Consider the following 14,535-nt stretch of genomic DNA (forward strand, 5'->3'; position numbering starts at 1 on the left):
GGTTACCATCATGTCTGGGAAGTCACTATGCCGGTCTGGGTTGAAGGAAAACTTTGCTTTTATGCGGATTCACCGCCACGCCGCCTGATGGAACTCTTTTCGGTGAAGTGGAGCACGATGGTGCTGCATGCGCTCTATCACTGGCCGGAAAATCGGGCACGCACGGGTGAACTGGAGCGTAGCCTGCAGGGTATTTCGAAGAAGATGCTGATTCAGACGCTGCGTGAGCTGGAGCAGCGCGGACTGGTGTCGCGTCAGGTGTGGCAGGTGGTGCCACCAAAAGTGGAATACAGCCTCACGCCGTTGGGGCATACCTTTGCCCAGCCGATTGAGCAGATGTATCAGTGGGGACTGGAGAATCAGGCTGCGCTGGATGAAATGGAACATCACGCGCGCAGCCATCAGGAGAGTGGCGGATAGAAGGCCGCCAGTTCTCACGCAGTGCAGGCTTAATCGAACGGGAATTCGCGCGCCAGCACGCGGGAAATGACATTCAGCGCGCCTTCATCATTGTTGCTCTGAGTCTGATAGCGCGCCACGGCAGCGACCGAATCAGCGGCATTGGCCATTGAGAAACTGAAGCAGGCCTGACGCAGCATCTCAATATCATTGGCGCTGTCACCAATCGCCAGCACTTCGCAATCGCTGATGCCCCACTTTTCCTGCAGCAGCGCAATGCCGTGTGCCTTATGGCAGCCGGGAATAATGAGATCAATAAAGCCAAAACCGCTGGATACCGGATGCATGATGTTTTCCAGCTCGCCCAGACGGGAATGCAGTCTCTGCAGCAGTGCATCAACCCCTTCGTGCTCCAGCTTCAGCGAGAATTTGAAAATGGTGTCGTCGATGGCATAGAGGTCATCGCGTTTTTCCAGCCGGTGATAGTGGTTTGCAAGCATTGCCATCACCTCGTCAGAGGTGGATGAATGCATATAGGCGCCGTTGCGTCCACAGACCACGACCGCGATGTCAGGTTCATGCGCCAGGATATCGAGGATCTTATGCACTTTCTCCTGAGCTAACTCTCCGCAGAAGATCTCTTCATTACAGTCAGAAACCCATGCGCCATTTTCCGCCACGAAAGCGATCTCATCTTTGATGTCGGGAAAATAGCGCTGCAGCTGGTAATACTGATTACCACTGGCCACCACAAAACGGATGCCCTTCTGCTTCAGCAGCGCATACTGACGTGAAAACCGCTGAACGTTGTACTGCTTATTGTCGTCCAGAAAGGTGCCGTCCATATCCACCGCAATCATCTTAACCGCCATCTCGCCTGCCCCTATACGTTCGCCGTTCTGTCCTTTCGGCTGATTGATTTGATTCATAAAGCTTACTCGCTGTGTGGATTAATGAGAATGCAAATAGTGACTTTGCTAACGGCTTTCAGAGCGTTCCGGTTCCGGAGTTGTGTTATCACGCACGTTTTTTTTCGTTAAAAGGATGTTAACCTCAGTCGAATATTACGAATGAAGGTTATTTTAATTACATTCGTAACTCAACCCCCAGATATTCAGGAGCACGAGATGCGTGAAGATTCCCGATCAACCCCTTTACCTGACGACGTCAAAACCGCTATTCGCGAGATGAAACAGCAGTTACGTCAACAGATTGGTGATGTCGATGCCCTTTTCCGTCAGGTTTGCGACAACATCACTGCTGCGATTGCTGAAGCAAAAGCAGATGAAAAGCGCACGGGCAGTGCCTGGCCGGTAGTGCCCATGCAGGACATTGCAGCGGGAAAGGTTTCGGATGAAACCCGGGCGCTGATTAAACGTCGCGGCTGTGTGGTAATTAAGCAGCACTTCGCGCGTGAGCAGGCGCTGGCATGGGATAAGTCGATGCTCGACTATCTGGATCACAACCGGTTTGACGAACACTATCGCGGCCCCGGCGATGACTTTTTTGGATCGCTGGCCGCCTCCCGCCCCGAAATCTATCCGATTTACTGGTCACAGGCGCAAATGCAGGCGCGGCAGAGCGCGGCAATGGCTGACGCGCAATCTTTTCTGAACCGGTTATGGAAGTCTGAATCACAGGGAAAGCAGTGGTTTGACCCGGATGTCAGCGTTATCTATCCCGATCGCATCCGTCGCCGCTTGCCGGGCACCACCTCGAAGGGATTAGGCGCCCATACCGATTCCGGCGCGCTGGAACGCTGGTTACTCCCCGCGTATCAGCAGGTTTTCAGTAAGCTGTTTCACGGTGATTTTGCCGCTTACGACCCCTGGGATGCAGCTCACCGCACCGAAGTGGATGAGTATGATCTGCCGGGTACCACCAAATGTTCCGTGTTCCGGACCTTTCAGGGCTGGACCGCACTCTCCGATATGATCCCCGGTCAGGGCCTGCTGCACGTGGTGCCGGTGCCGCAGGCGATGGCCTATGTTCTGCTGCGCCCGCTGCTTTCAGACGTACCCGAAGATGAACTGTGCGGCGTCGCGCCGGGCCGGGTGTTGCCCGTTAATGAACAGTGGCATCCGCACCTGATTGCAGGACTCTGTTCGATACCGGCCTTAGAGGCGGGCGATTCGGTATGGTGGCACTGTGATGTGATCCACGCCGTTGCACCGGTTGAAGATCAGCAGGGCTGGGGCAATGTGATGTATATCCCCGCTGCACCTATGTGTGACAAAAACCGCGCCTATGCCCGGCGGGTTGCACAGGCCCTGGAGCAGGGACGTTCACCGGGAGATTTTCCGCCAGAAGATTATGAAACAGAGTGGGGCCAGCGTTTTACGCTGCAGGATCTCAATCTTAACGGACGCCGGTCGCTGGATTTGTCCTGATCCCAATCCCGCGTTGTACACCAGCGCGGGATATCCCTGTTACACTGGAGCTTCTTTTTTTCTGCGAAACGCAATTATGAACCCGCGACATCATCAGATTATTCAACTGGTTAATAGCCGGGGCAGCGTAACGGTCAGCGAACTGGCGCAGCTTACCGGGGTTTCTGAAGTGACGGTGCGGCAGGATCTCACGCTGCTGGAACGCGACCGGTTGCTGCGGCGGGTTCACGGTTCCGCGCTGGCGCTGGACAGCGATAACGTCGGCACCCGCATGAATACCCGCTATCCCATCAAGCAGGCGCTGGCACGACATGCGGCCAGCCTGGTTCAGGCGGGTGAATCGGTGTTCATCGAAGGCGGCAGTACCAATGCGCTGCTGGCGCGTGCGCTGGCTGACCGCGCCGATCTTACGCTGATTACCGTCAGTCACTATATTGCCCAGCTTCTTCGGGAAGCCGCCTGTGAGGTGATTGTGCTCGGTGGCCTGCTGCAGAAAAGCAGTGAGTCGGTAGTCGGCCCGCTGACGCGGTATTCCATCCAGCAGGTCCATTTTCACCGGGCATTTGTTGGCGTGGATGGCTGGCATCCCGAAACTGGTTTTACCGGCCGCAACATGCTGCGCTGTGATGTGGTGGATGCCGTGCTGGCGAAAGGCGCTGAGAGCTATGCCCTGACCGACGCCTCCAAGTTTGGTCAGATTCACCCCTATCCGCTTTCATCCGGTTATCAGGTCGGGCACGTGATTACCGATGAGACGCTGGATGCGGCGACGGTAGCGCAGCTCAGGGAACAGGCGATAGAGGTGATACAGATCGCCGCAGGTTAAGCAGAACGGCCGGGGCCTTTAGTAACGGAGTCCCGCATCATCAGGCTGGCCGTGAAGGGTGCCTGAGTATGCCAGTCTCCGCCATCAAGCATGTTCAGCAGGCGGTTAATCGTCTCATCGATCATCTCGGTGACCGGCAGTTTCATGCTGGATAACGACGGCGTGATGAAGGGCGCCAGCGGAATATCATCGAAGCCAATCACCGAAACCTGCCCGGGTACCGCGATGTTGCATTCAGTCAGACGTTTGATGGCACCAATCGCCATCTCATCATTACTCGCCACCAGCGCGCTGAATGTCACCCTGCGTTCCAGCAGCTGGTCCACGGCCGCCATACCGCTCTGCGCCGTCCATTTACCGGTCACGATTCGCCGGGAATCGGCTTCAATGCCCTGTGCGGCCAGCGCAGCGTGATAGCCGGAAAGCCGCTCCACGCCGGTCGGCGAATCGAGCGAACCGGTGATAAACGCGATCTCGCGATGCCCCTGATTCAGCAGATGGCTCACCGCCGCAGCGCTGCTGGCGTGCTGATCGCTGTAAATGCAGTAGCTATGGTTGACGCGCAGCCGCCGGTTGATCACCAGTATCGGCTGCTTGTGCCGGGAGATAATCGCATCCAGCGCGTCAATAGTCAGGAAGCGCGGATAGATAATGATGCCGTCACAGCGCAGATCGAGCAGAAACTGAATCGCCGCCTCTTCCTGCTCAGCGGTGTGTTTGCCGTCCGCCAGAATCAGCTGGCGGCCCTGCTGCTCCAGTATGCGCGCGGAGTGTGCCATTAGTTCAGTGAAGTAGCTGCCGCTGTAGAGCGTATTGGTGATCACCAGTCCAATGGTCTGAGACGTTTTTGTCGCCAGGTTGCGCGCCAGCAGATTGGGCCGGTATCCGGTTTCGGCAATCGCCTTCAGTACTTTTTCGCGCTTTTCCTTCCCGACATAGCCATTGCCCGAGAGCACACGTGACACTGTCGCTTTTGAGACGCCCGCCCTGTTTGCCACTTCCTGAATCGTTGCCATGCTGATGCTCCTTTGCTGCGTCGTCCTGCAGTCTACCTAAGCCTCTCAATCTTGGAAATATTTACCCCGCCTTAGTATGAGGTTACCTGGCAGCATCAGGTGATGGAGTTCACAAAAAAGAGATCTGGATGATTTTGGCGCTTGTCGGCGCAGTGAAAGCACTTCATGATTTTGTGAAACCGGTTTCCTATTTGCCTGCCCGCAGGCGCAAAAACATAAAAACTTTGACCGATTTACCCTACAGAGAAGAGCGATCATGCCCAGAAATTATGCCGAGGTGTCACGCGCCATCGTTGATGCGCTAGGCGGCCTCACCAATATCGAAGCCGTAACCCACTGCATGACCCGCCTGCGGTTTGTGTTGAAAGATGAAGCTCAGGTCGACTATCCCCGGCTCAAGGCGATCAATGGTGTTATGGGCGTGGTGCACAACGACACTCAGTGCCAGGTGATCATTGGTAACAACGTGTCACAGGCTTATCAGGCGGTGCTGGAGCTGGGCTCGCCCGCAGCGACATCGGCTGCACCCATGAAACGTAAAATCACGCTGCGAGGCATCGGTGCAGGGATTCTTGATGCGCTGGTGGGCACCATGTCGCCGCTGATTCCGGCCATTATTGGCGGGTCAATGGTTAAGCTGCTGGCGATGATCCTGGATATGGCGGGCGTGTTTGAGAAAGGCTCATCAACGCTGGTCATCCTCAACGTGATTGGCGATGGCGCATTCTTCTTCCTGCCGATCATGGTGGCCGCCTCTGCGGCGCTGAAATTCAAAACGAACATGTCGCTGGCGATCGCCATTGCCGGTGTACTGGTTCATCCCAACTTTGTTGAACTGATGGCGAAAGCGGCACAGGGTCAGGCGGTGGAATTTGCTTACATCCCGGTGACCGCGGTGAAATATACCTACACCGTAATCCCGGCGCTGGTGATGACCTGGATCCTGTCGCACATCGAGCGCGGCGTGGATCGTATTACCCCTGCCGTCACTAAAAACTTCCTGAAACCGATGCTGATTGTGCTGATTGCGGCACCCATCGCGATTGTGCTGATCGGTCCGATTGGCATCTGGATCGGCAGCGGTATCTCCGCGCTGGTCTACACCGTGCATGGCTATCTTGGCTGGCTTTCCGTCGCGATTATGGGCGCAATCTGGCCGCTACTGGTGATGACCGGAATGCATCGGGTGTTCACCCCCACCATCATCCAGACCATTGCCGAAACCGGCAAAGAGGGCATGGTGATGCCGTCAGAGATTGGCGCCAACCTTTCGCTGGGAGGATCGTCGCTGGCGGTGGCGTTCCGGACCAAAAACCGTGAACTGCGCCAGACCGCGCTGGCAGCGGCGGCATCAGCGATTATTGCCGGCATTTCAGAACCGGCGCTGTATGGCGTTGCGGTCCGCTTAAAACGACCGCTGATCGCCTGTCTGATCAGTGGTTTTATCTGCGGCGCGGTAGCAGGCATTGGCGGGCTGGCCAGCCACTCCATGGCCTCTCCTGGCCTGTTTACCAGCGTACAGTTCTTCGATCCCACCAATCCCATGAGTATTGTCTGGGTCGGTGCGGTCATGGTGTTGTCTGTGGTGCTGTCATTTGTGCTGACGCTGCTGTTAGGTTTTGAAGATATTCCTGAAACCGAACCCGAAATCAAAACCGCACCCGAAAGCGCAACGCAACCTGCGCCCGTTACCGAACGCGCTAACGCGATTAATAGCCACTAAAGGAAAGGGTCACGCTGACCCGGAAAAGAGGATTGCATGTCTGATTCAAGGTTTCCGCAAGGATTTTTATGGGGCGGCGCACTGGCCGCCAACCAGAGTGAAGGCGGTTTTCGTGAAGGCGGAAAGGGCTTAACCACCGTCGACATGATTCCACATGGCCTGCACCGTATGCCGGTCAAACTCGGTCTGGAAAAGCGTTTTACCCTGCGTGACGATGAATTTTATCCCAGCCATGAAGCCATCGATTTTTATCACCGCTATCCGGAAGACATTGCGCTGATGGCGGAGATGGGGTTCAGCGTGTTCCGCACGTCGATTGCCTGGAGCCGTCTCTATCCCAATGGCGACGAACTGACGCCCAATCCGCAAGGCATCGCCTTTTACCGCGCGGTCTTTGAGGAGTGCCGGAAATATAATATCGAACCGCTGGTCACGCTCTGTCACTTTGATGTGCCGATGCATCTGGTGACTGAATATGGCTCGTGGCGCAATCGCAAAATGGTCGACTTTTTTGCCCGTTATGCCCGCAGCTGCTTTGAGGCGTTTGATGGCCTGGTGAAATACTGGCTGACCTTCAATGAGATTAATATCCTGCTGCACAGCCCCTTTTCCGGCGCCGGTCTGGTGTTCGAACCCGGTGAGAACAAGGATCAGGTAAAGTATCAGGCGGCCCATCATGAACTGGTCGCCAGCGCGCTGGTGACGCGCATCGCGCATGAAGTGAATCCGATGAACCAGGTCGGCTGCATGCTGGCAGGCGGCAACTTCTATCCCTGGTCGAGCAAGCCGGAAGATGTCTGGGCTGCGCTGGAAAAGGATCGCGAAAACCTGTTCTTTATTGACGTGCAGGCGCGTGGGGCCTATCCGGCCTACGCCGCCCGCGTATTCCGTGAAAAAGGGGTGACGCTTGAGATCGCTGACGGCGATGACGACATTCTGAAAAACAGCGTCGATTTTGTCTCGTTCAGCTACTACGCCTCACGTTGCGCCTCGGCCGAGATGAACGAGCAGAACAGCAGCGCCGCCAATGTGGTGAAATCCCTGACCAATCCCCATGTACCGCGCAGTGAGTGGGGCTGGGGTATCGATCCGCTCGGCTTACGCATCACGATGAATATGATGTATGACCGCTATCAGAAGCCGCTGTTTCTGGTGGAGAATGGCCTGGGCGCGCGCGATGAGATCGAATCAAATGGCGAGATCAACGATGATTACCGCATCAGCTATCTGCGCGAACATATCCGCGCCATGGGCGACGCAATTGAGGATGGCGTGCCAGTGATGGGTTACACCAGCTGGGGCTGTATCGATCTGGTTGCCGCCTCAACGGGTGAAATGAGCAAGCGCTACGGATTTGTCTATGTTGACCGCGACGACCTGGGTAACGGCACGCTGGCGCGCACGCGGAAGAAATCCTTCTGGTGGTACAAAAAAGTCATTGCCAGTAATGGTGCGGATCTTGAGTGACAACGTCACTTAAAATCTATCGTCATGCTGTTACTGGCGCGACAGCAACGCCGGAACAGAACGCTTATTTCTGCCGTTGTACTCCGGCAGTAATTATCGTATAACCAATGTCTCCGAGGGGTGTCCTGTAATGGGCTGAGATGGCGTAAGCCGAACCCTTTGAACCTGATCTGGGTCATGCCAGCGAAGGGACGGGTCGGCAGATTTTCTGCGTCATCTCCTGCAACATTCCCTGTTCCAGACCGTATGCCCGGATCTCCCTGTTACTGGAGATCCTATGTCACATCCGCTTTTCGACACCGGCTTTTATGGTCGTCTGCGCCAGCAGGCGGGCAGTCAATGGCACGCCTATATCGGGCACGATTTTGTGCGGCAACTCGGTCAGGGCACCCTGCCACCCGCCGCCTTCCGCCACTATCTCACCCAGGATTATCTGTTTCTGTTGCACTTCGCCCGTGCCTGGGGCCTGCTGATCAGCAAACTTTCCGAGCCAGCAGCCTTACGCAGCGCAACGGCATCGCTTAACGCCATCGTCAGCGAACTGCCACTTCACCAGGCTTACTGCCAGCAATGGGGCATCAGCGAGGCGGCTATGGCGAGTGAACCCGAAGCCGTGGAAACGCTCAACTACACCCGCTACGTGCTGGACGTGGGTCACACCGGGGATGCGCTGGAGCTGCTGACCGCGCTGATGCCGTGCGTTGCCGGTTACGCTGAAATTGGTCTGACACTACTGCATGATCCCGCAACCCGCTTTGAGGGGAATCCTTACGCGGCATGGATAGAAAATTACGCCGACGAAGCCTATCTGGCTGGCGTTCGCTCCTCACTTTCACTGTTTGAAACCCTGGCCCGGCAGCGCGCCGGTGAACACCGGTTTAACCCGCTGGCGGAGATTTTTACCACTGCAACCCGGCTGGAAGCCGCTTTCTGGCAGATGGGTCTCAACCATGCTGCCGCCCAGCGGATCAGCTCATGAACCTGCCGTGCCATCCGGTGCCGCCAGGCATTTCAATTCGCCAGCTCAGCCTGAATTATGGCCAGCAGCCACTCTTCAGCCAGCTTGATCTGGAGATCGCGGGCGGTGCTTTTACCGCTTTACTGGGTGCCAGCGGCGTCGGAAAAAGCAGCCTGATGCGGGTCATTGCTGGTCTGACGCCACCCACCGCCGGGCAGGTCAGCGGCAGCGACGGCCTGCCACTGACCGGACGCATCGCCTGGATGGGGCAACAGGATCTGCTCTATCCCTGGCTGACGGTTGAACAAAATGTCTGTCTCGCCAGTCGCCTGAAAGGTGAAAGGGCCGATCGCGACTGGGCGCAGCATCTGCTGATGCGGGTAGGTCTTAGCCATTCTGCGAACGCGCGACCCGCGACACTTTCCGGCGGGATGCGTCAGCGCGCCGCGCTGGCCCGCACCCTCTACACCCGTCAGCCCGTTGTGCTGATGGATGAGCCCTTCTCCGCACTGGATGCCCTCACCCGCGCTCAGATTCAGACGCTGGCTGCAGAAGTGCTGGTCGGACACACCGTGCTGCTGATTACCCATGACGCCGCCGAAGCCTGTCGGCTCAGTCACCACGTGCTTATGATCGGTTCTGCGGGAATTGAAACCTGCCCGCCCCTGGCGGGCCAGCCACCGCGGGCTGCAGACGACATACAGGTATTGCAGAGTCAGGCCGCATTGCTGAAGCAGCTGAGCAGGATAGCGGGATGAGATTACACAAAGGTTTTGCCAGTTTTCACCGTGGAGTGATGCTGTTTGCCGGACTGATTGCGCTGTGGTGGCTCGCCACGCTGACTTCGGTTCCGGCCTTTCTGCTGCCCTCACCCGCTGCGGTCGCCATCGCACTGTGGCAAAACGCCGGCTATCTCGGCCATCACACTTTGATTACCCTGACCGAGATCGTCAGCGGCATGGCTCTCGGCGTGCTGCTGGGGAGTGTGCTGGCGCTGGGCATGACCTTTTCGCCATGGCTGCAGCGCTGGATGATGCCGCTGGTGATCACCAGCCAGGCGATTCCGGTTTTTGCCCTGGCGCCGCTGCTGGTGCTCTGGTTTGGTTTCGGCATGGGCGCAAAGGTCGCGATGGCCGTCCTCGTAATCTTCTTCCCGGTGACCTCCGCCTTTTTTGATGGCCTGCGTCGCGTCACCCCCGGCTATCTCGATCTGGCTCGCACGCTGGGCGCATCACCTGCAGCGCAACTGCGCCATGTCCGGCTGCTAGCCGCGCTGCCCGCCCTGGGCTCAGGATTGCGGATGGCGGCAGCCGTCGCGCCAATAGGCGCAATCATCGGTGAATGGGTCGGCTCGGCCGAGGGGCTGGGCTACGTGATGCTGAATGCCAACGCCCGGATGCAGAGCGACCTCTGTTTCGCCGCCTTGTTTATTCTGGTGCTGATGACGCTGGCCCTGTGGCTGACCCTCGACATCCTGCTGCGCCGCCTGATTACCTGGGCACCCGAGACACATTAATGACTATACCAATGAGACAACCCATGACAAAAATGCCTCTGTTTACCCTGCTGTTCAGCGCCACCTTAGCCACACAGGCTCAGGCGATGGAGAAACTGACACTGGTGCTCGACTGGTATATCAACCCCGATCACGCACCCATTATGGTGGCCCAGCAGACCGGCGCGTTTGCGGCAGAAGGGCTGGAGGTTAACATTGTGCCGCCTTCTGATCCGGCGCTGCCGCCGCGTCTGGTGGCAGCAAAGCAGGCGGACTTAGCGATTACCTATCAGCCGCAGCTTCATTTCTTCGCCGATCAGGGATTGCCCTTGATGCGGGTGGGGACGTTGATTAACAGTCCGCTGAATACGCTGATGACGTTAGACGAAACGGTAAAAAAACCAGCCGATTTAAAAGGGAAACGCATCGGCTATTCGGTCAGCGGCATTGAACAGGCGACGCTGGCGACCATGCTGAACCATGATGGCGTTAAAGCCGATCAGGTTAAGCTGGTTAACGTCAATTTCCAGCTCACCAGCGCCCTGATGACCGGGCAGGTGGATGCGGTTATCGGCGGCTATCGCAATATCGAAGCGCTGGAGATGAAACAGCACGGTAAAAAACCGGTAGTCTTCAACGTCGAGGATTATGGTGTTCCGGCCTATGACGAACTGATCATCGTCGCCAACCGTGATGAGGCACACTCGGAGAAAATCAAAAAGTTTTTGCGGGCACTGAAGAAGGGTAATGCGCAGTTGCAGGCGCACCCGGAGGAGAGCTGGCAGGCCTTTGCCCGCGCGCATCCGGAGCTGAACACACCGCTGAATCATCAGGCATGGCGTGCCACCCTGCCGCTGTTTGCCGCCGATCCGGCAAAACTGGATCGCGCACGCTATCAGGCTTACGAGCAATTTCTGTTTGATAACAAGCTGATTAAAAGCATCACGCCGGTTGAGCGCTACGCTACCGGCAGTGAGTAATATGAGAGCCCGCAACGATCGCTGCGGGCCATTTTCCTGGCATCACTTCTGATAAAGCCAGTGTTCAATATCGCTGGCTGGCAGCGGTTTTGAAAAGAAGTAGCCCTGGATTTGATCGCAACCGTAAGTTTTCAGCAACGTCAGGGTGGCTTCCGTCTCAACGCCCTCAGCCAGCACGGTGTAGTTCAGCTCTTTCAGCATCTGAATAATGCATCTGACGATGATTTTTGATGCATCATCTTCACTCATACGCGAGATCAGGGATCGGTCGATCTTGATCACATCCAGCGGGATATCCTGCAGATAGCTGATGTTGCTGTAGCCGGTGCCGAAATCATCCAGCGAGATCACAAAGCCGTGTGATTTCAGCGCTTCCAGCCCGCTGATCGCCACATTGGTTTTGGTGATCAGTTCATTCTCCAGACACTCAATGCCCAGAATAGAATTGGGTAACTGAGCCGCCGCTAATTTTGCCACCAGCCGATCGGCAAAATCGGGCTTTGCGAAGTCGCGTTCGCTGACGTTGATCGAAACCGGAATCAAATCGTACTCGCGATCCCAGCGCGCAAGCTGCTCAATAGTGTGATCGATAACCCAGTTGGTCAGATCGGAAATCAGGTTGGTTTTACCCGCTAACGGAATGAATTCTGAAGGGAAAAGCTCGCCCCGCTCAGGATGATTCCAGCGGATAAGCGCCTCCAGCCCGACCGTTTTACCGCTTTTGAGACACACTTTAGGCTGCCAGGCCAGGTAAAGCTCTTCGTCTTTATTCAGCGCCTGAGCCAGATCGTTCATGATCATAAAGTCATCGGTGCGCCGCGAGTCGTAACTCTCTTCAAAACACATTGCACTGATGTTCTCATCAACCGCCTCATGCAGCGCGCTCACGGCCTGACGCACCGTTTCATTGGCATCCATCTGGCCCGGTACAAACTCTGTTTCACCGGTAAAGACATCCAGGTCGAGCGTGATATTTTCCGCCAGATCGGCCTTCATGCCCTTAAACAGGTCGATCATGTTATGTGCGGTATAACGACCCGAGTAGGGCTGAACAATGGCAAAACGGCCTGGAGCGAAAGTATAGAGCGTTTCATTCTCCGGAAGATTGAGCCGGTGAGCGACATCCTGCGCCATCTGCTTTAGCAGTTTCTCCATCGGCGCAATGCCCACCGCACGGGAAAGCTCATAGGCGCGAATGATGTCGAGGCAGTCGATAAGAATCAGGCGAAAGCGGCTCTGTGGTGCGACAAGGGTCAGTTGCTGAATATCACGAATCAGACGTGGGCGATTCGGCAGGTGCGTAATGACGTCGGCAAAACCCGCATTGTTCCAGGCATCCAGAAATGAGGTGACCAGCGTAGCCAGTGAGCGCAGCGTAGCGAGTTTCTCATCCGTAAAGGGATGTGGCTGGGTGTCGGTGACGCAGAGCGTGCCCAGCACCGCGCCGTCTAGGTTCTGCAGCGAGACACCGGCGTAGAAACGAATATGCGGATCGCCTTTCACAAACGGGTGCGTGACAAAGCGCTCATCCAGTAAGGTGTCATACACCACCAGATGTCCCTCACCATCAATGACGTGGCGGCAAAGAGATTCATCACGGGTCGATTGCTTAAGATCGAAGTTGCGGGACGCTTTAATATATTGGTTATGATCGTCAATAATTGAAATGAAGCTGCCAGAAATACCCAGCACCTGGCTGGCGAGATTAACGAATCTTTCCAGCACCTTATCCCGGGCTTCATCCGGGGACAAAAGTGCCTTGATCGCACTCAGACGTTTTACGTCGCTGCCATTTTGCTCGTTATGCACTGAAACCTCTCCTATGCAGGCGCAAAAATCGAAAATAATTTAGCTCAGAAATGCTCAATTAGCGCCCAATTATCAGATAAATAGCGGCTCAATCTGACAGTACTTTCACAGTGAAACAGTGTCGCATGATATCTGATCGCTGTCGAAATCATTTAACGCTCTTCTTTCATGCGCGCAACCTGCGGCGACTCCGTCCTGAAGCCCAGACCGATAAGGCGTCCCAGTACAAAACGCAGAAACGGCAGGCGCTGGATAATCGCGGGAACCTTGCTGCTTCCCGTAGGTTTTCTTTTTGCTTTGCTGCGGCTCATTTTGATCTGCAAAAACTGTGTGGCGACGGTAGGGAACTGACGGCGCTTCTGCACTTTTTCCAGGTCGCGCAGCTGCAGTTCTCCCCGCTTCAGAGGATCGGTCAAAAGATTCGCCGTCGCTACCGCATCCTGAATCGCCAGATTTACGCCAACCCCGCCAATCGGCGACATGGCATGCGCCGCATCACCAATGCAGAGCACACCTGGTTTCGCCCACTTGTCCAGGCGGTCGATACGTATCGTCAACAGTTTGAACGCCTCCCAGCTCTCGATTTCCGCCATGCGCGCAGGCCCGAACGGCGACAGTGCGGCAACTTCCGCTTTAAATGCGTCGAGTCCGGCGGCCTGTTTCGCTTCAAACTCCCCTTTCGGAATAGTCAGTCCGCACTGCCAGTAGTCGCCGCGGTCGATAACAATAAAGTTCTGGCGTGGCCCTTTATGCCCCATACCCAGATCGGGATCCTGCGGCTGTTTACTTAAGCGGAACCAGATGACATCGCGTGCTGCGCCGAATTCCTGTCCGGTCAGTCCTGCCGCTTCGCGTACGCGTGAATGGCGGCCATCTGCACCGACCACCAGTTTACAGCGGATGTGCAGTTGCTGATTCCCGCGGGAAGCTATCACACCACTGACCTTGCCATTTTCAACATTCAGCGACTCAAAAGAGGTCGACTGCAGCAGGCTGAAGCCCGAATACCGGGCGCTCTGTTCAGCCATATAGTTCAGGAAATCCCACTGCGGCATAAAGGCGATAAAACGGCACTGAACCGGCAGCCGTGAGAAATCGGCCATCGTAATACTCTGTCCGCCGATTTCCGCCTCCAGCTTTTCAGCACGCTGATGCGGCAGCGTCAGGAAAGATTCCAGCAGACCCAGCTGATGCATAATTTCCAGCGTCGAGGGATGGATGGTGTCACCGCGAAAATCGTGAAGAAAATCGGCGTGCTTTTCGATCACCACCACGCGCAGGCCTGCGCGGGCGAACAGATAACCCAGCATTAATCCGGCCGGGCCACCGCCGACGATACAACAGTCAGCGGTGAGAATTTCAGTGGAATGTGGCTGCATGTCAGCTCCCTGTCACGCCAGTATTGCTATGATTATTGCGTCGACCGTGGCGACATTGCCGCAGTCGGTCGGGGATATTGTGCTCAGGCTAAT

At 56.1% G+C, this 14,535-nt stretch carries 13 protein-coding genes and 1 riboswitch; of the genes, 9 read left to right on the plus strand and 4 right to left on the minus strand.

All coding sequences use genetic code 11. The features are described from left to right. Positions 1-27 precede the first annotated feature (27 nt). Entirely contained in the window at positions 28-420 is a 393-nt protein-coding gene (locus OK409_RS20690; RefSeq protein WP_033768861.1) for a winged helix-turn-helix transcriptional regulator, read from the plus strand. 29 nt (positions 421-449) lie between these two features. On the opposite strand, the gene OK409_RS20695 is transcribed toward OK409_RS20690, so the two are convergent. Further along, positions 450-1,271, minus strand: a complete 822-nt coding sequence (locus OK409_RS20695; RefSeq protein ID WP_139016403.1) for a Cof-type HAD-IIB family hydrolase — start codon at positions 1,269-1,271, stop codon at positions 450-452. Positions 1,272-1,526: 255 nt separating this feature from the next. Between OK409_RS20695 and OK409_RS20700 the strand changes: the two genes are divergently transcribed. Beyond that, positions 1,527-2,789, plus strand: coding sequence for a DUF1479 domain-containing protein (locus OK409_RS20700; protein WP_061902138.1), 1,263 nt, complete (start codon positions 1,527-1,529; stop codon positions 2,787-2,789). Between the two features lie 76 nt (positions 2,790-2,865). Continuing rightward, positions 2,866-3,615, plus strand: coding sequence for a DNA-binding transcriptional regulator YciT (locus OK409_RS20705; protein ID WP_031591628.1), 750 nt, complete (start codon positions 2,866-2,868; stop codon positions 3,613-3,615). On the opposite strand, the gene OK409_RS20710 is transcribed toward OK409_RS20705, so the two are convergent. Next, positions 3,612-4,631 carry a LacI family DNA-binding transcriptional regulator gene (locus OK409_RS20710; RefSeq protein ID WP_264367452.1) on the minus strand — a complete coding sequence of 340 codons (1,020 nt, stop codon included), beginning with the start codon at positions 4,629-4,631 and terminating at the stop codon, positions 3,612-3,614. The genes OK409_RS20705 and OK409_RS20710 overlap by 4 nt on opposite strands. Positions 4,632-4,887: 256 nt before the next feature. Here OK409_RS20710 and ascF point away from each other — a divergent pair, with 256 nt between their 5' ends. From ascF to OK409_RS20740, 6 genes are all read left to right on the plus strand, one after another. Beyond that, positions 4,888-6,354, plus strand: a complete 1,467-nt coding sequence (ascF, locus tag OK409_RS20715; protein ID WP_256849523.1) for a PTS cellobiose/arbutin/salicin transporter subunit IIBC — start codon at positions 4,888-4,890, stop codon at positions 6,352-6,354. Positions 6,355-6,390: 36 nt separating this feature from the next. Beyond that, entirely contained in the window at positions 6,391-7,821 is a 1,431-nt protein-coding gene (locus OK409_RS20720) for a 6-phospho-beta-glucosidase (RefSeq protein WP_033780331.1), read from the plus strand. Between the two features lie 106 nt (positions 7,822-7,927). Further along, a riboswitch (TPP riboswitch) is annotated at positions 7,928-8,030 on the plus strand. Between the two features lie 68 nt (positions 8,031-8,098). Continuing rightward, a complete protein-coding gene (locus OK409_RS20725; RefSeq protein ID WP_045140054.1) occupies positions 8,099-8,800 on the plus strand; it encodes a TenA family protein in 702 nt (233 codons plus the stop codon). Continuing rightward, entirely contained in the window at positions 8,797-9,537 is a 741-nt protein-coding gene (locus tag OK409_RS20730) for an ABC transporter ATP-binding protein (protein WP_264367453.1), read from the plus strand. Before OK409_RS20725 ends, OK409_RS20730 begins: the two co-directional genes overlap by 4 nt. Further along, positions 9,534-10,295: an ABC transporter permease gene (locus OK409_RS20735; protein WP_050679295.1), complete on the plus strand. Its 762-nt coding sequence runs from the start codon at positions 9,534-9,536 to the stop codon at positions 10,293-10,295. Before OK409_RS20730 ends, OK409_RS20735 begins: the two co-directional genes overlap by 4 nt. 23 nt (positions 10,296-10,318) lie before the next feature. After that, positions 10,319-11,254: an ABC transporter substrate-binding protein gene (locus tag OK409_RS20740; protein WP_010670447.1), complete on the plus strand. Its 936-nt coding sequence runs from the start codon at positions 10,319-10,321 to the stop codon at positions 11,252-11,254. A gap of 42 nt (positions 11,255-11,296) precedes the next feature. On the opposite strand, the gene OK409_RS20745 is transcribed toward OK409_RS20740, so the two are convergent. Then, positions 11,297-13,063 carry an EAL domain-containing protein gene (locus OK409_RS20745; protein WP_159226847.1) on the minus strand — a complete coding sequence of 589 codons (1,767 nt, stop codon included), beginning with the start codon at positions 13,061-13,063 and terminating at the stop codon, positions 11,297-11,299. A 152-nt stretch (positions 13,064-13,215) separates the two neighbouring features. After that, complete coding sequence (locus tag OK409_RS20750) at positions 13,216-14,442, minus strand: FAD-dependent oxidoreductase (protein WP_052271337.1); 1,227 nt, start codon at positions 14,440-14,442, stop codon at positions 13,216-13,218. Positions 14,443-14,535: the final 93 nt, after the last annotated feature.

Origin of the sequence: Pantoea sp. RG18 (assembly GCF_025910075.1) — a bacterium.
GTDB lineage: Bacteria > Pseudomonadota > Gammaproteobacteria > Enterobacterales > Enterobacteriaceae > Pantoea > Pantoea agglomerans.

Excerpts from the sequence above, each read along its gene's own strand:
- OK409_RS20750 (WP_052271337.1), bottom strand. The coding sequence starts at position 14,442 with ATGCAGCCACATTCCACTGAAATTCTCACCGCTGACTGTTGTATCGTC.
- OK409_RS20735 (WP_050679295.1), top strand. The coding sequence starts at position 9,534 with ATGAGATTACACAAAGGTTTTGCCAGTTTTCACCGTGGAGTGATGCTG.
- OK409_RS20720 (WP_033780331.1), top strand. The coding sequence starts at position 6,391 with ATGTCTGATTCAAGGTTTCCGCAAGGATTTTTATGGGGCGGCGCACTG.
- OK409_RS20705 (WP_031591628.1), top strand. The coding sequence starts at position 2,866 with ATGAACCCGCGACATCATCAGATTATTCAACTGGTTAATAGCCGGGGC.
- OK409_RS20730 (WP_264367453.1), top strand. The coding sequence starts at position 8,797 with ATGAACCTGCCGTGCCATCCGGTGCCGCCAGGCATTTCAATTCGCCAG.
- OK409_RS20725 (WP_045140054.1), top strand. The coding sequence starts at position 8,099 with ATGTCACATCCGCTTTTCGACACCGGCTTTTATGGTCGTCTGCGCCAG.
- OK409_RS20695 (WP_139016403.1), bottom strand. The coding sequence starts at position 1,271 with ATGGCGGTTAAGATGATTGCGGTGGATATGGACGGCACCTTTCTGGAC.
- ascF (WP_256849523.1), top strand. The coding sequence starts at position 4,888 with ATGCCCAGAAATTATGCCGAGGTGTCACGCGCCATCGTTGATGCGCTA.
- OK409_RS20710 (WP_264367452.1), bottom strand. The coding sequence starts at position 4,631 with ATGGCAACGATTCAGGAAGTGGCAAACAGGGCGGGCGTCTCAAAAGCG.
- OK409_RS20740 (WP_010670447.1), top strand. The coding sequence starts at position 10,319 with ATGACAAAAATGCCTCTGTTTACCCTGCTGTTCAGCGCCACCTTAGCC.
- OK409_RS20690 (WP_033768861.1), top strand. The coding sequence starts at position 28 with ATGCCGGTCTGGGTTGAAGGAAAACTTTGCTTTTATGCGGATTCACCG.
- OK409_RS20700 (WP_061902138.1), top strand. The coding sequence starts at position 1,527 with ATGCGTGAAGATTCCCGATCAACCCCTTTACCTGACGACGTCAAAACC.